This window comes from Agrobacterium sp. T29 (assembly GCF_006970545.1).
Lineage (GTDB): Bacteria > Pseudomonadota > Alphaproteobacteria > Rhizobiales > Rhizobiaceae > Agrobacterium > Agrobacterium leguminum.
This window is the reverse complement of record NZ_CP040640.1, coordinates 2,869,829-2,892,553: the sequence shown is the minus strand read 5'-3', so window position 1 is coordinate 2,892,553 and position 22,725 is coordinate 2,869,829. Positions and strand designations below refer to the sequence as shown.

Below are 22,725 nucleotides of genomic sequence, written 5' to 3'. Positions count from 1 at the left end.
TGTCCTTCAGGCCACGGGCTTTTCTTTTATAGAATACGCATGAAATGTAATATTTTTGATCCTGCGTGTTGACGTCGCGAATGGAAGCGGCGCATTTGGTCGCGAGCTTTTTCAAGCAACAAATCAGCGTCGCAATGATCATCAAGCCTGAATTCCATACATTTGCACTCACCGCGCTCGTCGGCAGCATAGGGGCGCTACTCGCCAACCTCATCGATATTCCGGCACCTTTTCTTTCCGGCCCGGCGCTTGCCGTGACGATCACGGGGCTGGCCGGCATAAGGCTTGGCGTTCCCGCCTTCATCCGCAATGCCTGTTTCGTCGTCGTCGGCATTTCCATGGGAACGAGCGTGACGCCCTCCGTGATCGACGCGGCAAAGACATGGCCCCTGAGCTTCGTCGTTGTGCTCGTCGCTGTCGTTATCATGCTCTATGTCGCCTATTGGATCCTGCATTACGGCTTCGGTTACGACCGGACAACGGCGATGCTGGGCGCCTCTCCCGGTCATCTCAGCTATATCATCAGCCTCGGCGCAGAGACGAAAAGCGACCTTGCGACCGTCAGCATCGTGCAAAGCGTGCGGGTGCTGGCGCTGACGCTTTCCGTGCCGCTGATCGTCGAATATTTCGATCTCGTCAGCACGGAACCGCTTGTGGCCAACCCGCCAATGGGTCTGCTCACACTCGCGCTGACCATCGGCGCATCGCTTCTGACCGGCTGGCTTTTCCTGCGCTGGAAGTTTCCGGCCGCGCTGCTGCTTGGCGGCGTCGCCATTTCCATCGGCACCCACATTACCGGCCTTACCGAAGGCGGCGTTCCCACCTGGCTCAGCCTGCCCGTCTATGTGCTGATCGGTTGCCTTATCGGCACGCGCTTTTCGAATGTCTCGCTGATGGACGTGCGGAAAGGCTTTCTGGCGGGCTTCGTCGTCACCATCGCCGTGATGCTGATTGCCGGCAGCATTGCCTGGATGATTTCCGGCGTGACCGGCGTTCCGCTCAATGCCGTCATGATCGCCTATTCGCCGGGCGGCCTGGAAACCATGGCGGCGATGGCGGTGATGATGCATGCAGATACCGCCTATGTCGGCTCCCACCACGTCATCAGGCTCCTGTTTCTTTCCGTTCTAATGCCGCTGGTCATGGGCAAGGACGCACGCAAGCGCGACGGCGAAACCTGACCATCGGCGTGTAACGGAGCTATCGACGCGAAAACGCAGGTGGCATGCAACCATTTTTCCTCCCGGCCGTTTATATTCCGCCGCAATTGCGGCGGCGATCTTTCGCCTGTTCGGCAGGCTGACCCACCGGAGGAACATTCATGAACCGCTTGATGACGTTGACGGGCGCCGGACTTGCGCTTGCCCTTTCTGTTTCCATCGCTCAGGCGCAGGTGGTCGTGTCGTCGAAGATCGACACAGAAGGCGGTGTTCTCGGCAACATCATCCTCGCCGTCCTTAACCAGAACAAGATCGAAACGACGGATCGCATCCAGCTTGGCGCCACGCCGGTTGTGCGAAAGGCGATAACGGCCGGTGAGATCGACATCTATCCGGAATATACCGGCAACGCCGCTTTCTTTTTCTCCAAAGCGGACGATCCGCTCTGGAAAGATGCAGCCAAGGGCTATGAAGAAGCGAAAACACTCGACTTCGACGCCAACAAGATCGTCTGGCTGACACCATCGCCGGCCAACAACACCTGGGCCATTGCGCTGCGCAAGGATGTCGCCGACAAGAACAATCTGAAGACGCTTTCCGATTTCGGCAAATATGTTGCTGATGGCGGCGAAGTCGTCCTTGCCGCTTCTTCCGAATTCGTCAATTCCGCCGCCGCGCTCCCTGCATTTCAGACCACCTATGGCTTCACCATGAAGCCTGACCAGCTGATCACGCTTTCCGGCGGCGACACCGCGGCCACCATCGCCGCCGCCGCCAACCAGACCAACAACGCCAATGCCGCCATGGTCTATGGCACGGATGGCGGCATCGCGCCCTCCGGTCTTGTGGTGCTGGAGGACGACAAACATGTGCAGCCGGTCTATCAGCCAGCGCCGATCATTCGCGAAGAGGTTCTGAAAAAGCACCCGAATATCGAAGAGCTGCTGAAACCGGTGTTCGAAAAACTCGATCTGGCAACCCTGCAGGATTTGAACGCCCGCGTACAGGTCGGCGGCGAACAGGCCAAGACCGTGGCCATCGACTTCCTGACAAAGAACGGCTTCGTCAAGTAAACGCTCGCGACGCCGGAGCGGGTTGCGGGAACCGGTGCGTTCCCGTGATCCCGTCCCAAATCAGAGTACACGGGCCAGAAGACAGGGGAGCAGGATTTGACGAAATGGCCTGACAAAGTGGGCGTGGTTATTTCGTGCCTGCTTCTTTATGCGCTTTTTGCGTCGCCTTTCATGACATTCCGTGCCAACCGGATCGTTCAGGGCGAGACACGTACGATCTTCGAAGCGCTTCCGGGTTCGGCTGCAACTGTTCTCGCCACCATCGTTCTTCTTTCGGCCTTCATCGCCTTTTTCCGCTTTCCTACGCGATTGAAACTCGCATTCGCGCTGGTCAGTCTTGCGGCACTGGCGGTTTTCGTCGGGCAGGCGGCTTCTTTCCTCACGCCGGAGGGTAACGGTTTTGCCCGCGTTTCACCTGCCAGCGGCTTCTGGCTGATATTTGCCGGGCTGGCTCTGCTGGCTACGGATTGCATTGCGCGTCTTGAGCCGAAGCCCACTGCCCGGATTTTGTTGCTGCTGATGGCCATGGCCGCGCTCGCGGCCGTGCTGACAAGCGGCCTCTGGAACGACCTCTCCATCATCAAGGAATATACCGGCCGGGCCGATATATTCTGGACCGAGGCTTTGCGGCATGTGGAACTTGCCATCGGCTCGCTGATAGCGGCGACCGTAGTGGGCATTCCCCTGGGGATACTCTGTTACAAGGTCGAGCGGATGCGCGCAGGCGTACTGAACAGCCTCAACATCGTCCAGACCATCCCCTCCATCGCGCTTTTCGGCCTCTTGATCGCCCCGCTCGGGTGGATCGCGGCCACTGTGCCGGGTGCCGCAAAAATCGGCATTGCCGGCATCGGCATGGCGCCCGCTTTCGTGGCGCTGTTTCTCTATTCGCTGCTGCCGGTCGTTTCCAACACGGTGGTCGGTCTTTCCGGTGTTTCGCAGGCGGTTCGGGAAGCGGCGCGCGGGCTTGGTATGACGCCGGTGCAACGGCTGCTGCGGGTGGAATTTCCGCTGGCCATGCCGGTCATCCTCACCGGCATCCGCATCGTTCTGGTGCAGAATATCGGCCTGGCGACGATTGCCGCCCTGATCGGCGGCGGCGGCTTTGGCGTTTTCGTATTTCAGGGCATCGGACAGACGGCGATGGACCTCGTGCTGCTTGGCACCGTGCCGACGGTTCTTCTCGGCTTTGCCGCCGCGATAACACTCGACGCCCTCATCGACAGCAATCTCTTCAGCGCAGGCGGAAGGCAAAAGGCATGATCGAAATAGACACCATCACGAAACGATATGGCGATGCAGCCGTCGTGGATCAGGTATCGCTGACTGTCGCGCCGCGCACCGTCACCGTCATCGTCGGCACCTCCGGCTCGGGAAAAACCACCCTGCTGCGCATGATAAACCGGCTGGTGGAGCCGACCTCCGGCACGATCCGTATTGACGGTGAGGATGTCAGCGCCATACCCGGTTTCAAGCTGCGCCGCCAGATCGGCTACGCCATTCAGGGCCATGGTCTGTTTCCGCACCGGACGGTGGCCGAAAATATCGCAACCGTTCCGCAGCTGATCGGCTGGGATCGCAAGCGGATCGAGGCGAAGATCGACGCGCTGATGCATCTCTTCCAGCTCGATCCCGCGCTTTATGCCGACCGTTTCCCGCATGAACTCTCAGGCGGTCAGCAGCAGCGTGTCGGCGTGGCGCGTGCGCTGGCCGCCGAGCCGAACATTCTTCTGATGGACGAACCCTTCGGCGCGCTGGACCCGGTGATCCGCGCCAAGGCCCAGAACGATCTTCTCGATATCCAGAGAAAGCTCGGCGTGACCGTGGTTCTCGTCACGCACGACATGGACGAGGCCTTTTATCTGGCAGATCGTATCGCCGTGATGGACAAGGGCCGCATCGTGCAGGACTGCCCGCCGGCCGAACTGGTGCTGAAACCGGCGACGGATTTCGTGCGTACCATGATCGGCGAAAACGAACGGGCGCTGAAACTGCTGTCCGTTCTCTCCGTCGCCGATGTCGTGGAGCCGGGAAACGCAGAGGGCGAACCGCTCACCGAACATACAAGCCAGCGCGACGCCCTGTCGGCGATGTTATGGGCGGGCTGCGATGCCTTGCCGGTCGTCAAGGACAATGGGCAACCCGCCGGCCGGGTGCGGCGTGACGTTCTCCTCCAGCGTGCCGCCGGAGCCCCATGAAAAACGCATTATCCTTCTTTGCCCTCGGTTTCCTGACGCTGGCGCTGGCCATCTTCCTCGTCGTGCCGCAGGTCTTCGCACCGGTGTTCCGCCCTCTCGTGCAGGCCAATGCGCCGGCAATCTACACGCAGGCCAATCTGTTTTCCCTCACGCTGTCGCATCTAACAATCGTGGCGATTGCTACGGGGCTCGCCACGCTCACGGCGGGAGCGCTTGCGGTTCTCGTCACCCGGCCATTCGGGGCGGATTTCCTGCCGTTGTCGCGTAGCATCGTCAATATCGGGCAAACCTTTCCGCCGGTAGCGGTGCTGGCGCTGGCCGTGCCGATGATCGGTTTTGGCGAAAAACCAACGCTCATTGCCCTGTTTCTCTATGCGCTTTTGCCAGTATTCGAAAATACGTTGACGGGTCTTACGACCCTGCCCGCCACGGTGATGGATGCCGCGAGAGGCAGCGGCATGACCGGCTGGCAACGCCTTGTCAAAGTGGAGTTGCCGCTTGCCCTTCCAGCCATTCTCGCCGGCATCCGGCTTTCGGCGGTCATCAGCCTTTCGACCGCGACCATCGGCTCGACCGTCGCGGCGCGCACCCTCGGCGAAGTGATCATTGCCGGCCTGCAATCCAACAATCTTGCCTTCATTCTTCAGGGCGGGCTGATCGTTGCGGCGCTGGCGATCCTGATTCACGCTGCCTTTTCCGCCCTGGAGAAGAGTGCGGCGTGCAAAACCGGGCACTGACACAGGCAGGCTCCCGCATTTTTATATTCCCGATGCCTGCCGCACATGGTAGGGGCTGACCGTCGAAACAGAAACATTCGAGGTTCGGGTGACACAGGCAATTGTCGTGATGGGAGTGAGCGGCTCCGGCAAGTCCACGGTCGCGGAAGCAGTGGCGGAGAAACTGGGCGTTGCTTTCATAGAGGGCGACAAGCTTCACCCGAAATCCAACGTCGATAAAATGTCCGAGGGTATTCCGCTGACGGACGAAGACCGCTGGCCCTGGCTCGATCTGATCGGCGCGGAACTGCGCAAGGGCAGCGAAAGCAACGGTGTCGTCGTTTCCTGCTCGGCGCTCAAGAAAATCTATCGCGACCGCCTTCGCAAGGCCACCGGCGGCCCGCTGGCTTTCGTCTATCTGGATGGCAGCCTGGAGCTTCTCAGCCGGCGCATGGGCGAACGCAAGGGCCATTTCATGCCGCTTTCGCTGCTTCAAACCCAGCTTGCCACGCTGGAGGTGCCGACCGGCGAACCCGGCGTCGTGACCGTCAGCATCGATGCCACACCGGAGGATATTGCGAAGAACGCACTTTCCGGTTTGAAGACGGTGACGTTCTAAAATCCGAGCCTGTCGCGCAGGCCGTACCACCATGCGCCAAGCACGGTCAGCGGCACCCGGAAGGTCTTGCCGCCGGGGAACGGATAGTTCGGCAGCGAACTCCAGACATCGAAACGTTCGGCGTGGCCGGCAACGGCCTCGCCCAGTATCTTGCCGAGCAGATGGGTTGTCGTAACACCATGGCCGCTGTCTCCATGCGAGAAATAGATATTGTCCGACAGCCTGCCCATATGTGGAATGCGCGTCAGGGTCAGCGCAAAATTGCCGCTCCAGGCAAAGTCGATTTTCGTTTTTTCCAGTTGCGGGAAGGTTTTGAGCATGTTCGGGCGGATCACGCCCGTCAGATCGGCCGGATCGCTGCCGCCATAACCGATGCCGCCGCCATAGAGCAGGCGATTGTCCGAGGTGCGGCGATAATAGTCGAGAATGTAGTTGGCATCTTCAACGCAATAATCGGCAGGCAGAAGAGCCTCGATCAGATCGGCATCGAGCGGCTCCGTAGCCATGACCTGGCTTGAGACCGGCATCATCCGGTCGCCGATTTCCGGCAAGAGTTTGCCGAGATAGGCGTTGCCGCAGACGAGGACATATTTCGTCTTGACGCTGCCTGTTGCCGTGCGCACCACGGGGTTTGCGCCCTGCTCCACCGCAATGACCCGCGAATTTTCGAATATGCGCGCACCGAGACTTTCGGCCGCCGCCGCTTCGCCCTGCACCAGATTGAGCGGGTGGATGTGCCCGCCGAAGCGGTCGATCATGCCGCCGGCATATCGATCGGTCTTCACATAGTTGCCGACATCCGCCTTCGAGACCATTTCGAGACCGCCATGGCCGTGTTTCTCCCAATGGGTTTTGTGAGCCTCCATCTCGCGAATCTGTTTCGGCGTGAAGGCGGCAAAGAAACCGCCATCGACCAGATCGCAATCGATGGCGTATTTGGCGATGCGGTTGCGGATGATGGCGCCGCCTTCAAGCGACATTTCGCCGAGTTTCACCGCCTTGTCATGCCCGTAGCGGCCGGCAATGGTTTCGAGATCGCGGCTATAGCCGTTGACGATCTGGCCGCCATTGCGGCCCGAAGCGCCGAAGCCGACGCGGACGCCTTCCAGAACGATGACGGAATAGCCGCGTTCACTGAGTTCCAGCGCGGCGGAAATGCCGGTGAAGCCACCGCCGATGATGCAGACATCGGCGTCCAGAGCGCCTTCGAGCGTCGGCCGCACGGTTTTGACATTGGCGGAGGCCGCATACCATGACGATGTGTGGCCGGGATTGGGAATATTCGTTACCTCAGCCATTTCACACCGTCCTGATGTAGGCGTCATATTCGACGTCGGTTACACGCAGGGAAAATTCGGAAAGCTCCTGCTGTTTGCAGGCGGAAAACAGCGTGCGGTACTTCTGGCCGAGCGTCGCATAGGCAAAGCTCGACCGCGTGAAGCGCTGCAACGCATAGTCCCAGTTGGTGGGCAGCGGCTCGTGATTGATCGCGTGGCTGTCGCCGGCAATCGCGCCGCCCGGTTGGCGCTTCTCCTTCATGCCGGCCAATGCGGCGCTCAGGATCATCGCGACAACGAGATAGGGATTGGTATCGGCGCCCGCGACCCGGTGTTCGATACGGGTCGCTGCCTTGCTGGCAACGATGACGCGAACCGCCGCCGAGCGGTTGTCGATGCCCCAGGAGGCGTAGGTCGGTGCGTGTTCGCTGGGGGTCAGGCGGCGATAGGAATTGGCATGGGGGGCGAAGATCGCCATGCTTTCACCCATGTTTTCCAAGAGGCCGCCGACGGAATGCATCAAGGCATCCGACGGGCCGTCCTCCCCGGCGTAGATATTCCTGCCGTCCCTGTCGAGAACGGAAAAATGCACGTGCATGCCATTGCCGGCCTGTAACCCGTAAGGCTTGGCCATGAAGGTGGCGTCGAGATCATGCCGTCGCGCCACGCCCTTGACGATACGTTTCAGGAAGACCGCGAAATCGGCCGCCTGCAATGCATCCGGCACATGGTTGAGATTGATCTCATATTGGCCGGGACCGTTTTCCCGCAACGTCGTATCGGCAAGCACACCCTGTGCGCGGCAGGCCGTGGCAATATCATGGAAGACATCCTCGAAATCCTGCAGTTCGGAAATCGACAGAACCTGTGTCTGGCCCGTATGCCACCGGCCCTCGCGGCTGTGCGGCGGACGAACGGGATCGAGCGCGGAGCGGACGGGATCGATCAGGTAAAACTCGAGTTCGGTCGCCACGACCGGCGTGAGGCCGGCCTTTTTATAGGCGCCCAGAACCTGCGCCAGAACATGGCGCGGATCGCCATAAAAGCCGGTTCCATCCGGGTTTTTCATTGCCAGCAGAACCTGTGCCGTCGGGCGGCCAAGCCATGTAACCCGCGACAGCGTGCCTGGAACGGGGAAACAAAACCCGTCCGGATCGCCCGTACCTTCCGCAAGACCTGCGGCATGCACATCCCGGCCCCAGATATCCAGCGCATAGACCGACCGGGGAATGGCCATTCCCTTTTCAAGAACGTCGATTGCCCGTTCGCGCGGAATCCACTTGCCGCGCGGCACGCCGTTCGCGTCTATGACGAAAGCTTCGAGAATTTCGATATCGGGGTTATCGGCGAAAAATTTCTTTGCGTTTTCAATATCATCCATCATGCACCAGCAAGCCGTTTCCATCTCGTTTCATGCGCAGCGAGTTGCGCTAACGAAAGTCGTCCTGCTGCTGATAGATGAGAAACCTCGCCACCATGATGACGTTTCGCCCCTTTTCCCCTTTAGATCATTACATGATCTAAATTATATAGTTAGAACGGGATTTCAGGCGAAAACCGCTTACACTTTTCGCCATCCCGCTCCAGCATACGACCATGTTACGTGGCCTGTCCTCGGAAGGCCAGCGGATTTAGCTATCAGGGATTGAACCTTTCCGGGCGATAGGCGTCGATGGCGATAACCGGCGTTTCGCCCAGCATGGTTTCCGCCAGTACACGGCCGGTGATCGGCCCAAGTGTGAGGCCATGGTGGGCGTGGCCGAAAGCAAACCACAATGTTTTATGGCGCGGCGCTTTGCCGATGATCGGCATCATATCCGGCGTGCAGGGCCGCGCACCCATCCACGGTTCCGCATCCAGCCGGCCGCCGAGAGGAAAGACGGTGCGCGCCACCTGCTCTGCCCGCTCGATCTGCACGGGAGATTTCGGTGCATCGCGTTCGGCAAATTCCGCGCCCGTCGTCAGGCGGATACCCTTTCGCATCGGCGCGAGGAAATAACCGCGCTCGGCGTCGATCAGCCAGTTATTGAGCTTCGTGCCCTCCTGCGGCGCGTAATGCATGTGGTAACCGCGTTTCACACCGAGTGGAAAGCGGTAACCCAGCCGTTCCGTGACGGTGTCCGCCCAGGGGCCAAGCGCCACGACGGCATGTTCGGCCTCGACCGTGCCGGTTTCGGTGCGCACCGTCCACCCGCTCACCGTCTGGCTGAGGGTGGACGCATCGCCCCTGACGAAGCTTCCGCCGAGGCTCTCGAACAGCCGGACATAAGCGAGCGTCAGCGCATGCGGATCGCGCACCGACCAGGGATCATTCCATTTCAGGCCGCCGACGAAATCATGGCTCAGATGCGGTTCGGCTGCGGCAAGCTCCTCGGCGTCGAGTTTCGTATGGGAAATGCCATGGTCGCGCGCCAGACGCTCGGCGAAAGCAAAATCGGCATCCCGCCTCGCGGCGGTTCTGTACGCCTCCATCCAGCCGTTCTTGACGATCAGATCACCGGCTTTCGCCTCTTCGATCAGGATATTGTGCTCCGAAACCGAATGCTCGATCAGCGGCGCATAGGCGCGCGCAATTGCCGCGTGGCGCGAGGCTGCGGAATTGTACCAGTAGCGGCCGAGAAAAGGCGCGATCTTCGGCAGGGCGGAGAGATGATAGCGGGCATCGATGCTGTTGTTCAGGGAATAGCGCAGCAACAGGGCGAGATCCTGCGGGAAGGCATAAGGCACGACGCCTTCTCTCTGGATCAGCCCGGCATTGCCGAACGAGGTCTCCTCACCCGGTCCGCGCCGGTCGACCAGCACCACCGACTTACCCCTGCGGGCCAGTTGCAGGGCGATGGAGACCCCGATGATCCCTGCCCCCAAAACGATCACATCCGCTGCCATGGCAATCAATCCGTTTCCGCATCACATGCCCCTCAACATGGGTCGGCATTTTCCGCGAAGCAACAGAAAAATCATCACCTTAACAGAAACAGCAATGCGACCTACTGGCTTATCGCCTTCGTTTTCATCGCCTCGATGTTGAAGGCGGCCGCCAGCAACGCCTTGGTATAGTCCTGCTGCGGGTCGGCGAAGATTTCCGCCGCCGGGCCGCTCTCCACCACCTTGCCGTGGCGCATGACGATCAGATCGTTGGCGAGCGCCTTCACCACCTTCAGATCGTGGCTGATGAAGAGATAGGCGAGTTCGTGCTTCGCCTGCAGATCGCGCAGAAGATCGACCACCTGCGCCTGCACACTCATGTCGAGCGCGGATGTCGGCTCATCCAGCATGACGAAACGGGGTTTAAGCACCATGGCGCGGGCAATGGCGATGCGCTGGCGCTGGCCGCCGGAAAATTCGTGCGGATACCGCCAGCGCGTCGCGGGGTCCAGACCGACCTCTTCCAGCGCGGTAGCGACACGCGTATCGCGCTCATCGGCGGAAAGTGACCGCTCATGCACCTTCAGGCCTTCGGCGACGATCTCGCCGACCGACATGCGCGGGCTGAGCGACCCATAAGGATCCTGAAACACCACCTGCAGCCGATTTCTGAGCGGCTTCATCATTTCATAGGAATAGTGGTCGATCGACTGGCCGATGAAGCTGATACGCCCTTCAGACGCAATCAACCGCGAGAGGGCCAGACCGAGCGTCGTCTTGCCGGAGCCGGATTCGCCCACCACGCCCACAGTCTGGCCGGCGCGCAGGGTGATATCGATACCGTCCACCGCCTTCACATGGTCGACCACCCGGCGCATCAGCCCCGCCTTGATGGGGAACCAGACCTTGATATCGTCACCCTGCATGACCACGGGTTTGCTGGCGTCGGAATGGGGCGGCTCGCCTTTCGGCTCCGCCGCCAGAAGATGACGCGTATAGGCGTGCTGCGGATCGGTAAACACCTGCTCCACCGTGCCGGTCTCGACGATCTTGCCCTTGGTCATGACGCAGACGCGGTCGGCAAATTTGCGGACAATGCCGAGGTCGTGGGTAATGAACAGCATGGACATGCCGTGCTTGGTCTTCAGATCACTCAGAAGCTCGAGGATCTGCGCCTGCACCGTCACGTCGAGCGCCGTGGTCGGCTCATCGGCGATCAGCAGTTTCGGCCGGTTGGCAAGCGCCATGGCGATCATCACACGCTGCCGCTGGCCGCCGGACAATTCGTGCGGATAGGCCTTCAGGCGCTTTTCCGGTTCGCGGATACCCACCTGCAGCAGCAGTTCCAGCGTGCGCGCCCGCGCCTGCGCTCCGGTGATTGCCTGATGCAGTTCCAGAATCTCGCCGATCTGCCGCTCGATGGTGTGGAGCGGGTTGAGCGAGGTCATCGGCTCCTGAAAAATCATGGTGACGTCGTTGCCGCGGACCGCGCGCAGGGAGCGTTCCGGCAAAGTCAGCATATCCTTGCCGTCGAACAGGATTTTTCCCGAGGGATGGCTTGCCGCCGGATAGGGCAGCAATTTGAGAATGGAATTCGCCGTCACGGACTTGCCGGAACCGGACTCGCCGACGAGGGCGACGACCTCGCCCGGCATCAGATCGAAGGAGACGTGGTCGACAGCGATGCTGGTCGCGCCGCCCTGATGGAAGGCGACGGAGAGATCACGGACGGAGAGAAGCGGTTGGGTCTTTGTTTCCGTCATGGCGATCACCGGAACGTCTTGCGTGGATCGAAGGCGTCGCGCACCGCTTCACCGACGAAAATCAACAGCGACAACATGATGGACATGGTGAAGAAGGCGGTGAGGCCAAGCCAGGGGGCCTGAAGGTTGTTCTTGCCCTGCGCGATCATCTCGCCCAGCGACGGCGATCCCGGCGGCATGCCGAAGCCGAGAAAATCGAGCGAGGTGAGCGTCGTGATCGAGCCGGATAGGATGAAGGGCAGGAAGGTCAGTGTCGCCACCATGGCGTTGGGCAGAAGGTGGCGGAACATGATCGTCCAGTTGCCGACGCCAAGGGCGCGGGCGGCGCGGACATATTCGAAGTTTCTGGCCCGCAGGAATTCGGCGCGCACGATGCCGACGAAGCCGACCCATGAAAAGAGCAGCATGATGCCGAGCAGCACGAAGAAGCCCGGCGGCAGGATGGCCGCGATGATGAGCAGGATATAAAGGACCGGCATGGACGACCAGATTTCGATGAAACGCTGCAACAGCAGGTCAGTCCAACCGCCGAAATAACCCTGGATCGCACCGGCAGTGACGCCGACAAGGGCCGACGCAATGGTCAGCGTCAGGCCAAACAGCACGGAAATGCGGAAACCGTAGATCATCCGCGCCGTGACATCGCGGGCCTGATTGTCGGTTCCGAGCCAGTTGAGATTGCCAAGCGTACAACCCGGATCTGCATCGCCCTGCGGGTAAGCCGAGCAGCGATCCTTTTTATCCATCAGCCAGAAGGGCGCGGTGGGCGCCGAATGGGGAATATTGGAATTGACCGTCTGATAGGAATAGCGGATCGGCGGCCAGATCATCCAGCCATTGGCGTTGATCTCATCCTGAATGAAGGAGGATTTGTAGTCGGTCTGGGCCAGGAAGCCGCCGAATTTTTCCTCCGGATAATCCACCATGACCGGCACCAGCAGCTCGCCCTTGTAGGAGGCAAGGACGGGTTTGTCATTGGCGATGAATTCCGCGATCAGGCTCAGGAAAAACAGGAGCAGGAACAGCCAGAAGGACCAGTAACCGCGCCGGTTGGCCTTGAAATTCTGCCAGCGGCGTTTGGTGGTCGGCGAAAACCACGGGCGCTTCGGCTTTACCAGCGTTTCGGCTGCGGCGGTATGGGCAAGCGTCATCACACGTCCCTCCGCTCGAAATCGATGCGCGGATCGATCCACGTATAGATAAGGTCGGAAATGAGGCCGACCACGAGGCCCATCAGCGAGAAGATGAAGAGCGTGCCGAAGACGATCGGATAGTCACGGTTGACGACCGAGAGATAACCGAGGCGGCCAAGGCCATCGAGCGAGAAGATATTCTCGATCAGCAGCGATCCGGTGAAGAAGGCCGAGATGAAGGCGCCCGGAAAACCGGCGATCACGATCAGCATCGCGTTGCGGAAGACATGACCATAAAGAACTCTACGTTCGGTAAGGCCCTTGGCGCGGGCAGTGATGACATATTGCTTCTTGATCTCATCGATGAAGGAGTTCTTGGTCAGCAGCGTCGTCGTCGCGAAGGCCGAGAGTGACAGTGCGATGAGCGGCAGGGTCAGGTGCCAGAAATAGTCGATGATCTTCTGCCACCAGTTCAGCTGATCAAAATTATCCGACACCAGACCGCGCAGCGGAAACCAGTCGAAGAAGGATCCGCCGGCGAAGAGGACGATAAGCAGGATACCGAACAGGAAGCTCGGCACGGCATAACCGATGATGATGATGCCGGAGGTCCAGACGTCGAAGGTCGAGCCGTCGGACACGGCCTTCTTGATGCCGAGCGGAATGGAGATGATGTAGGAAATGATCAGGATCCAGAAGCCAAGCGACGCGGACACCGGCAGCTTGTCGATGATGAGATCAATGACAGAGGAATTGCGGAAGAAGCTGTCGCCGAAATCGAAGCGGATATAATTCCACATCATTTCGAGAAAACGGGTGAGCGGCGGCTTGTCGAAGCCGAACTGTTTTTCGAGCTTGGCGATCAGTTCCGGATCGAGACCCTGCGCGCCGCGATATTTCGAACCGCTGTCATCGAAACCGCCGGACTGGCCCATGAGATCGCCGCCGCCCGAGAGCCGGTCGGAGGCGCTGTCGCCCTGCCCCGTCAATTGCGCGACGACCTGTTCCACCGGCCCGCCCGGCGCGAACTGGATGACGAGAAACGAAATGCCCATAATGCCGACGATGGTCGGGATCATCAGCGCCAGACGTCTGAGGATATAGGCGCCCATCAGCCTCTGCTCCCGGCCGATACGTCAGCGGTTTTCGTTTCTGTCAAACCCGGTCCTTTCCTGAAAGCGCTGCCTGCGCTTTAAGCGATTCGTCTCGCCCTATGTGAATCAAGCCTTCGGCGCGAAAGCAAGGCCAGCGTCAGTTCGCGGCCTGGCTGGACCACCATGCTTCCGGAAAACCGACACCATATTGGGGCAGGTTTTCCGGACGGATGAGCGTATTCCAATAAGCGATGAACATCTCACCACGGTAGAATTGCGGTATGACGTAGCTGTTTGCCAGAAGTACCCGGTCGAGCGCGCGTGCGGCGGCCACCTGTTCATCCCGGTTGGGCGCAAATATGACCTTCCTGACCAACGCATCGACGGCCGGGTTCTTGATGCCGGCAATATTGTTGGACCCTTGCCGGTCGGCGGCGGCCGAACCCCAGAAATCCGCCTGTTCGTTTCCGGGGTTCGCCGAAGTCGCCCAGAGCTTGACGATCACGTCATAATCGAAGCTGCGGGTGCGGTTGGTATATTGCGAGGCGTCGACCGTGCGAATGGTGGCGTTGATGCCGATCTTCTTCAGATTCTGGACATAGGGAAGGATGGTTCTTTCCATGCCGGCGGAATCGATCAGAAACTCCATATCGAGCGGCTGTCCGGTTTTCGCATTGACCATGCGGTTGCCGCGCAGCTCGTAACCGGCTTCCTTCATCAGCCTGACCGCTTCGCGCAGATTGTCGCGTTGCTTGGCGGGGTCGCCTGCCACGGGGTTGCGATATTCTGTCGTGAAGACCTCCGGCGGAACCTGATCCTTCAGTTCCTGAAGAATCTCCAGCTCTCGCCCGGTCGGCAGGCCGGAAGAGGCCAGCTCGCTGCCCATGAAAAAGCTGTTGATGCGCTGGAACTGGCCGTAAGCCAGCGTTCGGTTCAGCTCCTCGAAATCGAAGGCGTAGTTGAGCGCCTTGCGCAGGTTCGGGTTCTGGAACTTTTCGCGGCGCATGTTCGGCACGAAGGCCTGCATGATACCGACGGAACGATAGATATTCGGCAGTTCTTCCTTCTTGACGCGGCCTTCCTTGACGGCCGGGAAATCATAACCCGTGACCCAGCGGCTGGAGGAGGCTTCCTGGCGGAAATCGACGGTGCCGGACTTGAAGGCCTGGAATTCCACATCCTGATCGGCAAAGAAGGTGTAGGCGATGGTTTTGAAATTGTTCAGCCCGACATTCACGTTGACGTCCTTGCCCCAGTAGTCGTCGCGGCGTTCGTAAGCGATTGTCGAGCCGGGAGAGACTGAGGCAATCTTGTAGGGGCCGGAACCCATCACCGGCTCCAGCGTGCCGCGCGATATGTCGCGCGGCTTGCCATCCGGGCCGGCGGCTTCCCACCAGTGCTTGGGAACGATCAGCAATTGCCCGACAATCTGCGGCAATTCGCGATTGTTCTTTTCATCGAAAGTGAAGGTAATGTCCCTTTCGCCGCTCACCTCCGCCTTGGTAACGTGGGTGTAATAGGTCGCAAGCTGCGGGCTCAAATCCTTGGCCTTTTCGAAGCTGAAGACGACATCCTCCGGTGTCACCGGTTTGCCATCCGCCCATTTGGCCTCCGCGCGCAGCCGGAAGGTGGCTTTCGAAATATCGTCCGGATAGCTCACGCCCTCGGCCAGCAGACCGTAGGAGGCCGACAGCTCCTCTTCCGTCGATTTCATCAACGTATCGAAAACCAGCGAAAGGCCGGTCGCCGCCTCCCCCTTGGCAAGCAGCGGATTGAGGGTATCGAAGGTGCCCGCCGTCGACAGGCGAAGGGTGCCGCCTTTCGGCGCCTTGGTGTTCACATAGTCGAAATGATCGAAGCCATCGGGATGTTTCAGTTCCCCAACCGTCGAAATCCCCTTCCGCCATACATCGGCCGATTGTGCGGAGGTCGCCGCCGGTATCAGCAGGGCGGATGCCGCAAGAGCAATGAGGAGACGGGATTTCAGTGGTGCCAATATCATCGGGGGAATGTCCCTGTTTTCGCGTTTGTTGAAGAGAGCATAAAACAAAGATTGGCAAAAAACAGATGCGCTGGCTCACAAGCTCTTTATCCGCACCTTTATCCTCCCGCTTTGCAACAGGCGGGGTGAAACATGGTTTCAACAAAATCCCGTTCCAGTTTATCTTAAGGGGAAGAGAATCATCTGATCGGACGGGCACGACGATATGACGGCGGGATCATCGAGAGTTTTCAAGGCGGCCATGCTGGCGATTTCGGTCGTCTCCTCGCTGCAGTTGCAGATGGAAACCGCATCGGCCGAGGACAGGCCCGCGAAAGAAGTGTTCGGCCACATGGCGCTACCTTCCGCCACGGGCTCGCAGCCGATCGGCTCCTATGCCAAGGGCTGCCAGTCCGGCGCCATCGCCATGCCGACGGACGGTCCCGGCTGGCAGGCCATGCGCCTTTCCCGCAACCGGCGCTGGGGCCAGCCGCAGATGATTTCCTTCCTCGAGCAATTTTCGCAGGATGCCCAGAAGATCGGCTGGCCGGGCCTGCTGCTGGGCGATATTTCCCAGCCGCGCGGCGGGCCGATGCTGACCGGCCATGCGTCGCACCAGATCGGCCTCGATGTGGACATATGGTGGCGACCGATGCCGAGCCCACGGCTGAGCGTGGAGCAGCGCGAAACGGTGCCTTTCATCTCCATGCTGGACAAGAGCAAGTTCCTGACGGTCGATGACCGCAAGTGGTCACCGCTCAATGCCCGGCTGGTGATGATGGCGGCAAGCTACCCGCAGGTGGAGCGTGTCTTCGTCAACCCGGCCATCAAGCAGAAACTCTGCCAGACATGGACCGGCGACCGCACCTTCATGGGCAAGATCAGGCCGATCTACGGCCATGACGAGCACTTCCACATCCGTCTCGAATGCCCGCCCGGCGCGCCCAACTGCAAACCGCAGGCGGCCGTGGGCAAAGGCGACGGCTGCGACAAGTCGCTGGCCTGGTGGTTCAGCAAGGAACCATGGGCGCCGCCGAAAAAGGACCCCAATGCCAAGCCGGTGAAACCGCGCCCGGTCATGGTTTCCGATCTGCCCTCGGCCTGCACCGCCGTGGCTGCCGCCCCTTCCGCCAATCCCGAGGGACTTGCGGCCCAGGCCTATTCGCCTGCTCCGGCAACGCGCCAGCAAAGCGTGGAGCAGGTCATTCAGGCAGCCCCCGCCCTGCAGCCGCCTTCGGATATTCCGCTTCCCACCCAGCGCCCGACATTGAACTGAAACAGAAATGGGCATTCAACAGCTTCCCTTTTCAAATGGCGGCAAGCTGTTATAGAAGGCTTCAAATCGATTTAATTCTTGATGGAACGGGCTGGGACCATGGAAGGACAACGCTGTATCGCGCTCATCGCTCATGACGAGAAAAAGGACGATATGGCGGATTTCGCCCGTCATCACCAGAAAGCGCTTGCCGGTTTCAGGATCGTCGCCACCGGCACCACCGGCGGGCGCGTGCAGGAAGCCTGTCCGGGTCTTGAAGTCATTCGTCTCAAAAGCGGACCTCTCGGCGGAGACCAGCAGATCGGCGCGATGATCGCCACCGGCGAGGTGGATATGCTGATCTTCTTCACAGACCCGCTGACGGCCATGCCGCATGATGTTGATGTGAAGGCGCTGACGCGACTTGCTACGGTTTACGATATTCCCATGGCGCTCAACCGCGCTACCGCAGAAAATCTCATCGACTTCCACGTCGCCAACTGAACCTCCCAACATGGAACAGGCAATGCCGAAGACGTCCGATACCGAATATCTGTCCTTTCCGATCCTTCTTGGCGACATCGGCGGCACCAATGCCCGCTTTTCCATTCTGATCGATTCCTTTGCCGAACCGGTGCACCTCACCACCGTGAAGACGGCGGAATATCCGACCATCGACGACGCCATCCAGCAGGCAGTTCTGGACAAGACCTCGCTCCAGCCGGTCTCGACCATTCTTGCGATTGCCGGCCCCATCGAAGGTGACGAGATTCCGCTCACCAACTGCCATTGGGTCGTCAGGCCAAAGGACATGCTGGCCAATCTCGGCCTGAAGGATGTCATCGTCATCAACGACTTCGAGGCGCAGGCTCTGGCCATTGCAGCGCTTGACGACGACAACCGCGAATCCATCGGCTCCGGCCGCAAGGATGTGCTGGCATCGCGCGTCGTTCTCGGACCGGGCACGGGGCTTGGCGTCGCCGGGCTGGTTTATGCCCGCCATATGTGGTTCCCGGTGCCCGGTGAGGGCGGCCATATCGACATCGGCCCGAGAAGCACGCGTGACTATGCGGTTTTCCCGCATATCGAAACCATCGAGGGCCGTGTCGCAGGTGAGCAGATCCTGTGCGGGCGCGGGCTGGTCAATCTTTACCGGGCCGTCTGCACCGCCGATGGCATCGAGCCTGTCTTTTCCGATCCGGCCGACATTACCTCGCAGGGGCTTTCGGGCGATAACCGGCAGGCGAAAGAGACTCTGTCCCTTTTCAGCACCTATCTCGGCCGCGTGGCCGGTGACCTCGCGCTGATCTTCATGGCGAAGGGCGGTGTCTATCTGGCCGGCGGCATTTCGCAGAAGATCATCCCGGCGCTGAAGAGCCCTGAATTCCGGGCTGCCTTCGAAGACAAGGCGCCGCACAGCGCGCTGATGCGAACCATTCCCACCTTCGTCGTCACCCATCCGCAGGCGGCGCTTTCCGGCCTCGCCACCTATTCGAGAACGCCGTCCGATTTCGGCCTGTCGCTGGACGGGCGACGCTGGAGGGCTTGATGGCCCGGCCTGTTCTTATGTGATGCTTGCGAAGCGGGTGGGCGGTCTTTAACGTCACTGCTGCAAACATCAATCGACTGATACCGGCGGATCTCGATCCGCCCGAGATGAAAAGTGAGTGACAGCATGGGCAGCAGCGGCATGAAACTGGTGGTGGTCGGCGCGGCGGGCCGCATGGGACAGGCGCTGATCCGCCTCATTCACCAGACCCCCGGCGTCCAGTTGCACGCCGCCGTCGCGCGCGAGGGCTCTGCCTTTGTCGGCCGCGATGCGGGCGAAATCGCCGGTCTCGGCCCAATCGGCGTCGAAATCACCAGCGATCCGCTGCAGGCATTTCTGCATGCGGAAGGGGTGATCGATTTCACCTCGCCGGCAACCAGCGTCACCTTTGCCGGCCTCGCCGCGCAGGCCCGCATCGTGCATATCATCGGCACCACGGGCTGCTCGGCGGAAGACGAGGAAAAATTCAAGGCGGCGTCGCGCCATGCCCGCATCGTCAAGTCGGGCAATATGAGCCTCGGCGTTAACCTGCTCAGTGTTCTCACACAGCAGGCAGCGCAGGCGCTGGATGCGCAGAACTGGGATATCGAAATCCTTGAAATGCACCACAAGCACAAGGTGGATGCGCCCTCAGGCACCGCCCTTCTGCTCGGCGAGGCGGCTGCGGCGGGCCGCAAGGTCGATCTCACCACATCGTCCGTTCGCGTGCGCGACGGGCATACGGGTGCGCGTGAAGTGGGGACCATCGGTTTTGCCACGCTGCGTGGCGGCTCGGTGATCGGCGAACATTCGGTGATCTTCGCCGGAGAGGGCGAGCGCGTCGAGCTTTCGCATTATGCCGGCGACCGCTCTATTTTCGCACGCGGCGCGATTGCTGCAGCCGTCTGGGCCTTCGACAAGAAACCGGGCTTCTATTCGATGCTGAATGTGCTGGGGCTTTCGCAGGCGGAGTAAGCTTTCGGCTTAATTCTCCACCGTGAATTCGACCGTATCGGCCGAAAAGCGGCTGATGGCATATTGCACCGGCACGCCATCCATATCGGCATTCAGCGCCTGGGTGACGAGCAGGATCGCGCCCGGCGACAATTCGAGATCAGCCAGATCCTGCGTGTCCGCATGGCTGGCGGAGATGACGGTGGAAATACGCACGTAGTCCGCCACGCCCAGCATATTGAAGGCAGCCGTAATCGAGCCGCTTTTAAGATAGGCCTCACCTATTCCGGCAAAACGATCCGCCGGAAACCATGTGGTCGAGCGGGACACCGGCCGGTTATCCGCCTTGCGCAGCGTTTCGAGACGTATGAGCGGCGCACCCGCCGGCAATTGCAGCCGCGCCGCCAGATCGGCATTGGCCGGTTCGGTCGTGTGGGAAAGAAGCAGCGCTTCCATTTCCTTGACCTGATCGCCGATGCCCTCCGTAAATCGCGTGCGCCGTGAAATCGGAAAACTCAGGCGCTCCTTGCGGGCGATCATCGTACCGCGCCCCTGCATCGGCTCGAGAATGCCTTCACTGGCGAGTGCGGCAATGGCGCTTCGGACGGTATGACGGTTGACGCCGAATTTTTCAGCCAGCGTCATTTCCGGCGGCAACATGCCGGTTTCATCGTGATCGCCCGCCGCGATCTCGCCTCTGATCCTGTCGGCGATCTGCCGCCAGAGCGCCACGCCGTTCTTTCTTTTCATCGCTGCCGAAGGGCTCATGTCACACGCTTGTCATTCACTAACGTTAAATGTACCTTATATTGTATAGTTGTCTATATCAATAGATATTAGAGGTCAAGCGATGATTCACGAAACTGCAGAGTTGCATGCAGACAGAAAGCGGGTGGCGGCGCTTCTTGCCCGCGCCACCGTGCAGGAACTTGAAACCGTCTGGAACCGGCAGGATGAAAGCCCCCGTACCGAAAATGTGCGTGGGCCGGAAACCGGCCTCGTCATGGTCAAAGGCCGCATCGGCGGCGGCGGCGCGCCCTTCAATCTGGGTGAGACGACCGTTACCCGGGCAACCGTCAAGCTTGCCTCGGGCACAGTGGGTCACGCCCATGTTCTCGGCACCGGCCGCAAGAAGGCCTGGTATGCCGCCGTTTTCGATGCGCTGTGGCAGGAAAGCCCGACCCGCGGCTTTGTCGAGACCGAGCTTCTTTCACCGGTCGAGAAACGACTGGCCGAGGAGAAGGACAGGAAAACAAAAGAGACCGCCGCCACCCGGGTCGATTTCTTCACCATGGTTCGAGGAGAAGATTGATGAGCGTCAAGGCCGAAGCATTGACGGGCGGTTTTTCCGATGCCGTCTTCGATTCCCAACGGATTTTCAAGAAACTCATGGATGGCATGGCCCGGCCGGGCACGCCGCAGACAATCGAAACCGCAGTCGCCCCGCCATTGCCTCTCGCCCCCGCTACCGGCGCGGTCCTGCTGGCGCTCTGCGATCACGATACGCCGGTCTGGCTGAGCGGCGCGCTACGAAAAACCACTGTCCCCGGTTGGATCGGATTTCATACCGGTGCGGTCCCGACCGAAGAAAAAAGCGCAGCGCATTTCGCCGTCATCGAAGCGGGCAGCGCCATAGCTTCCTTCGGTCTCTTCGCGCAGGGAAGTCAGGAATATCCGGACCGCTCCACCACGCTCATCATCGAGTTGCCTGATCTGGATGGCGGGCGGGAATTGCTGCTCTCCGGCCCCGGTATCCGCCACGTCAATATCATTAGCCCCACCGGCCTGCCGGACATATTCCCGCGGCTGTGGGCGGAGAACAATGCCATTTTCCCGCGCGGCGTCGACGTCATCCTGACATCCGCCGACAGATTTGTCTGCCTGCCGCGCACGACGCGCATTCAACCCGTGGAGGCGTAAGATGTATGTTGCTGTCAAAGGCGGGGAAACCGCCATTGCCAACGCCCACCGGCTTCTGGCCGACAAACGGCGCGGAGACCGTGACCTGCCCGCGATGACGGTGTCGCAGATCGTTTCGCAGCTTTCGCTCGCCGTCGACCGGGTGATGGCGGAAGCGTCTCTTTACGATCAGTCGCTTGCAGCCCTTGCCGTCAAGCAGGCCCGTGGCGACATGATCGAGGCCATCTTTCTGCTGCGTGCCTACCGCACGACGCTGCCGCGCTTCGGTTATTCGGTTCCGGTGGATACCGCTGACATGGCGGTGCAGCGGCGCGTTTCCGCGACCTATAAGGATTTGCCGGGCGGACAATTGCTGGGGCCGACCTTCGATTACACCCATCGCCTGCTCGATCCTTCGCTTCTCGAAGACGGAACCGTTGAGACAGCCACCCAGCGCGAAGGCGAGCCGGAACATGTCATGCGGGTTTCCGATATTCTGGCCCAGGAAGGGCTGATCGAAACCGACGGCGATATGCCGGCTGACCATATTGCCGGCGACCTGACGCGGGAGCCGATGGAATTTCCGATGCCGCGTGACCTGCGCCTGCAATCGCTGGCGCGCGGTGATGAGGGTTTCCTTCTGGCGCTCGCTTATTCGACGCAGCGCGGCTACGGCCGCACCCATCCGTTCGTCGGCGAAATCCGCATCGGTGAGGTGGAGGTCGAACTGGAGGTGCCGGAACTCGGGTTTTCCGTCTCGCTGGGCGACATACAGGTCACCGAATGCCAGATGGTCAACCAGTTCAAGGGTTCGGCCAAGGCGCCGCCGCAATTCACGCGCGGCTACGGTCTGGTGTTCGGCCAGAGCGAGCGCAAGGCGATGGCAATGTCGCTGGTCGACCGGGCGCTGCGGGCAGGCGAATTCGGCGAGGACGTCGTGGCGCCCGCGCAGGACGAGGAATTCGTCATTTCACACGCCGACAACGTTCAGGCGACGGGTTTCGTCGAACATCTGAAACTGCCGCATTACGTGGATTTTCAGGCCGAACTCGGTCTGGTCAGGAAAATGCGTGCCGATTTCGAGGCGGTCAACGCCAATGGCGCGGAGTGGATGGGCGATGCGGCCGAATAGCTCAGCGGCTGTGCTGCTCGCCAAACCAGTAAGCGCAAAAGACGGTCGATGCTGCAAACACAGCAAAGAACACGGCTG

Annotated in this window: 21 protein-coding genes; 13 read left to right on the top strand and 8 right to left on the bottom strand. The window is 60.3% G+C overall.

Features of this window, described 5'->3' with window-relative positions:
* The first annotated feature begins 134 nt into the window (after positions 1-134).
* The 6 genes from FGF54_RS14375 to FGF54_RS14350 all read left to right on the top strand — a co-directional run bounded on the left by FGF54_RS14375 (position 135) and on the right by FGF54_RS14350 (position 5,766).
* Positions 135-1,181, top strand: a complete 1,047-nt coding sequence (locus FGF54_RS14375) for an AbrB family transcriptional regulator (RefSeq protein ID WP_142780015.1) — start codon at positions 135-137, stop codon at positions 1,179-1,181.
* Positions 1,182-1,321: 140 nt separating this feature from the next.
* Positions 1,322-2,233: an ABC transporter substrate-binding protein gene (locus FGF54_RS14370; protein ID WP_142780014.1), complete on the top strand. Its 912-nt coding sequence runs from the start codon at positions 1,322-1,324 to the stop codon at positions 2,231-2,233.
* Between the two features lie 96 nt (positions 2,234-2,329).
* Positions 2,330-3,496 carry an ABC transporter permease gene (locus FGF54_RS14365; protein WP_168208108.1) on the top strand — a complete coding sequence of 389 codons (1,167 nt, stop codon included), beginning with the start codon at positions 2,330-2,332 and terminating at the stop codon, positions 3,494-3,496.
* Positions 3,493-4,431, top strand: coding sequence for an ABC transporter ATP-binding protein (locus tag FGF54_RS14360; protein ID WP_142780013.1), 939 nt, complete (start codon positions 3,493-3,495; stop codon positions 4,429-4,431). Before FGF54_RS14365 ends, FGF54_RS14360 begins: the two co-directional genes overlap by 4 nt.
* Positions 4,428-5,168 (top strand): ABC transporter permease, encoded by a 741-nt coding sequence (locus FGF54_RS14355; protein WP_142780012.1) that lies wholly within the window; start codon positions 4,428-4,430, stop codon positions 5,166-5,168. Before FGF54_RS14360 ends, FGF54_RS14355 begins: the two co-directional genes overlap by 4 nt.
* 109 nt (positions 5,169-5,277) lie before the next feature.
* The gene (locus tag FGF54_RS14350) at positions 5,278-5,766 is read left to right on the top strand and encodes a gluconokinase (protein ID WP_031234467.1); all 489 of its coding nucleotides are present in this window, start codon (positions 5,278-5,280) and stop codon (positions 5,764-5,766) included.
* Here FGF54_RS14350 and FGF54_RS14345 read toward each other — a convergent pair.
* From FGF54_RS14345 to FGF54_RS14315, 7 genes are all read right to left on the bottom strand, one after another.
* A complete protein-coding gene (locus FGF54_RS14345) occupies positions 5,763-7,064 on the bottom strand; it encodes an FAD-binding oxidoreductase (RefSeq protein WP_003524442.1) in 1,302 nt (433 codons plus the stop codon). The genes FGF54_RS14350 and FGF54_RS14345 overlap by 4 nt on opposite strands.
* Position 7,065: 1 nt before the next feature.
* Complete coding sequence (locus tag FGF54_RS14340; RefSeq protein WP_003524441.1) at positions 7,066-8,427, bottom strand: glutamine synthetase family protein; 1,362 nt, start codon at positions 8,425-8,427, stop codon at positions 7,066-7,068.
* Between the two features lie 254 nt (positions 8,428-8,681).
* On the bottom strand, positions 8,682-9,929 hold the full coding sequence (locus FGF54_RS14335; RefSeq protein ID WP_142780010.1) for an FAD-binding oxidoreductase: 1,248 nt from the start codon (positions 9,927-9,929) through the stop codon (positions 8,682-8,684).
* Positions 9,930-10,030: 101 nt separating this feature from the next.
* Positions 10,031-11,671, bottom strand: coding sequence for an ABC transporter ATP-binding protein (locus FGF54_RS14330; protein WP_142780009.1), 1,641 nt, complete (start codon positions 11,669-11,671; stop codon positions 10,031-10,033).
* Between the two features lie 5 nt (positions 11,672-11,676).
* On the bottom strand, positions 11,677-12,822 hold the full coding sequence (locus tag FGF54_RS14325; RefSeq protein WP_142780008.1) for an ABC transporter permease: 1,146 nt from the start codon (positions 12,820-12,822) through the stop codon (positions 11,677-11,679).
* The gene (locus FGF54_RS14320) at positions 12,822-13,916 is read right to left on the bottom strand and encodes a microcin C ABC transporter permease YejB (RefSeq protein ID WP_003524435.1); all 1,095 of its coding nucleotides are present in this window, start codon (positions 13,914-13,916) and stop codon (positions 12,822-12,824) included. The genes FGF54_RS14325 and FGF54_RS14320 overlap by 1 nt, the downstream gene beginning before the upstream one ends.
* 139 nt (positions 13,917-14,055) lie before the next feature.
* Entirely contained in the window at positions 14,056-15,900 is a 1,845-nt protein-coding gene (locus FGF54_RS14315) for an extracellular solute-binding protein (protein WP_142780007.1), read from the bottom strand.
* A gap of 205 nt (positions 15,901-16,105) precedes the next feature.
* Between FGF54_RS14315 and mepA the strand changes: the two genes are divergently transcribed.
* The 4 genes from mepA to dapB all read left to right on the top strand — a co-directional run bounded on the left by mepA (position 16,106) and on the right by dapB (position 19,637).
* A complete protein-coding gene (mepA, locus tag FGF54_RS14310) occupies positions 16,106-17,155 on the top strand; it encodes a penicillin-insensitive murein endopeptidase (RefSeq protein ID WP_142780006.1) in 1,050 nt (349 codons plus the stop codon).
* 99 nt (positions 17,156-17,254) lie between these two features.
* On the top strand, positions 17,255-17,638 hold the full coding sequence (locus tag FGF54_RS14305; RefSeq protein WP_003524431.1) for a methylglyoxal synthase: 384 nt from the start codon (positions 17,255-17,257) through the stop codon (positions 17,636-17,638).
* 22 nt (positions 17,639-17,660) lie between these two features.
* A complete protein-coding gene (locus FGF54_RS14300) occupies positions 17,661-18,683 on the top strand; it encodes a glucokinase (RefSeq protein ID WP_142780005.1) in 1,023 nt (340 codons plus the stop codon).
* 126 nt (positions 18,684-18,809) lie between these two features.
* Complete coding sequence (gene dapB, locus FGF54_RS14295) at positions 18,810-19,637, top strand: 4-hydroxy-tetrahydrodipicolinate reductase (protein WP_142780255.1); 828 nt, start codon at positions 18,810-18,812, stop codon at positions 19,635-19,637.
* 9 nt (positions 19,638-19,646) lie between these two features.
* On the opposite strand, the gene phnF is transcribed toward dapB, so the two are convergent.
* Positions 19,647-20,384, bottom strand: coding sequence for a phosphonate metabolism transcriptional regulator PhnF (phnF, locus tag FGF54_RS14290; protein WP_142780004.1), 738 nt, complete (start codon positions 20,382-20,384; stop codon positions 19,647-19,649).
* Between the two features lie 82 nt (positions 20,385-20,466).
* Here phnF and phnG point away from each other — a divergent pair, with 82 nt between their 5' ends.
* From phnG to FGF54_RS14275, 3 genes are read left to right on the top strand one after another with little or no spacing between them, the layout of a single operon-like run.
* Positions 20,467-20,928 carry a phosphonate C-P lyase system protein PhnG gene (gene phnG / locus FGF54_RS14285; RefSeq protein ID WP_142780003.1) on the top strand — a complete coding sequence of 154 codons (462 nt, stop codon included), beginning with the start codon at positions 20,467-20,469 and terminating at the stop codon, positions 20,926-20,928.
* Positions 20,928-21,536 carry a phosphonate C-P lyase system protein PhnH gene (gene phnH / locus FGF54_RS14280; RefSeq protein WP_168208106.1) on the top strand — a complete coding sequence of 203 codons (609 nt, stop codon included), beginning with the start codon at positions 20,928-20,930 and terminating at the stop codon, positions 21,534-21,536. Before phnG ends, phnH begins: the two co-directional genes overlap by 1 nt.
* Position 21,537: 1 nt before the next feature.
* Positions 21,538-22,647, top strand: a complete 1,110-nt coding sequence (locus FGF54_RS14275) for a carbon-phosphorus lyase complex subunit PhnI (protein ID WP_142780001.1) — start codon at positions 21,538-21,540, stop codon at positions 22,645-22,647.
* Positions 22,648-22,725: the final 78 nt, after the last annotated feature.

What these genes read in the sequence shown, in the direction of transcription:
- FGF54_RS14375 (WP_142780015.1), top strand. Translation starts at nt 135, where the DNA reads ATGATCATCAAGCCTGAATTCCATACATTTGCACTCACCGCGCTCGTC.
- FGF54_RS14370 (WP_142780014.1), top strand. Translation starts at nt 1,322, where the DNA reads ATGAACCGCTTGATGACGTTGACGGGCGCCGGACTTGCGCTTGCCCTT.
- FGF54_RS14360 (WP_142780013.1), top strand. Translation starts at nt 3,493, where the DNA reads ATGATCGAAATAGACACCATCACGAAACGATATGGCGATGCAGCCGTC.
- FGF54_RS14355 (WP_142780012.1), top strand. Translation starts at nt 4,428, where the DNA reads ATGAAAAACGCATTATCCTTCTTTGCCCTCGGTTTCCTGACGCTGGCG.
- FGF54_RS14350 (WP_031234467.1), top strand. Translation starts at nt 5,278, where the DNA reads ATGGGAGTGAGCGGCTCCGGCAAGTCCACGGTCGCGGAAGCAGTGGCG.
- FGF54_RS14345 (WP_003524442.1), bottom strand. Translation starts at nt 7,064, where the DNA reads ATGGCTGAGGTAACGAATATTCCCAATCCCGGCCACACATCGTCATGG.
- FGF54_RS14340 (WP_003524441.1), bottom strand. Translation starts at nt 8,427, where the DNA reads ATGATGGATGATATTGAAAACGCAAAGAAATTTTTCGCCGATAACCCC.
- FGF54_RS14335 (WP_142780010.1), bottom strand. Translation starts at nt 9,929, where the DNA reads ATGGCAGCGGATGTGATCGTTTTGGGGGCAGGGATCATCGGGGTCTCC.
- FGF54_RS14330 (WP_142780009.1), bottom strand. Translation starts at nt 11,671, where the DNA reads ATGACGGAAACAAAGACCCAACCGCTTCTCTCCGTCCGTGATCTCTCC.
- FGF54_RS14325 (WP_142780008.1), bottom strand. Translation starts at nt 12,822, where the DNA reads ATGACGCTTGCCCATACCGCCGCAGCCGAAACGCTGGTAAAGCCGAAG.
- FGF54_RS14320 (WP_003524435.1), bottom strand. Translation starts at nt 13,916, where the DNA reads ATGGGCGCCTATATCCTCAGACGTCTGGCGCTGATGATCCCGACCATC.
- FGF54_RS14315 (WP_142780007.1), bottom strand. Translation starts at nt 15,900, where the DNA reads ATGATATTGGCACCACTGAAATCCCGTCTCCTCATTGCTCTTGCGGCA.
- mepA (WP_142780006.1), top strand. Translation starts at nt 16,106, where the DNA reads ATGACGGCGGGATCATCGAGAGTTTTCAAGGCGGCCATGCTGGCGATT.
- FGF54_RS14305 (WP_003524431.1), top strand. Translation starts at nt 17,255, where the DNA reads ATGGAAGGACAACGCTGTATCGCGCTCATCGCTCATGACGAGAAAAAG.
- FGF54_RS14300 (WP_142780005.1), top strand. Translation starts at nt 17,661, where the DNA reads ATGCCGAAGACGTCCGATACCGAATATCTGTCCTTTCCGATCCTTCTT.
- dapB (WP_142780255.1), top strand. Translation starts at nt 18,810, where the DNA reads ATGGGCAGCAGCGGCATGAAACTGGTGGTGGTCGGCGCGGCGGGCCGC.
- phnF (WP_142780004.1), bottom strand. Translation starts at nt 20,384, where the DNA reads ATGAGCCCTTCGGCAGCGATGAAAAGAAAGAACGGCGTGGCGCTCTGG.
- phnG (WP_142780003.1), top strand. Translation starts at nt 20,467, where the DNA reads ATGATTCACGAAACTGCAGAGTTGCATGCAGACAGAAAGCGGGTGGCG.
- phnH (WP_168208106.1), top strand. Translation starts at nt 20,928, where the DNA reads ATGAGCGTCAAGGCCGAAGCATTGACGGGCGGTTTTTCCGATGCCGTC.
- FGF54_RS14275 (WP_142780001.1), top strand. Translation starts at nt 21,538, where the DNA reads ATGTATGTTGCTGTCAAAGGCGGGGAAACCGCCATTGCCAACGCCCAC.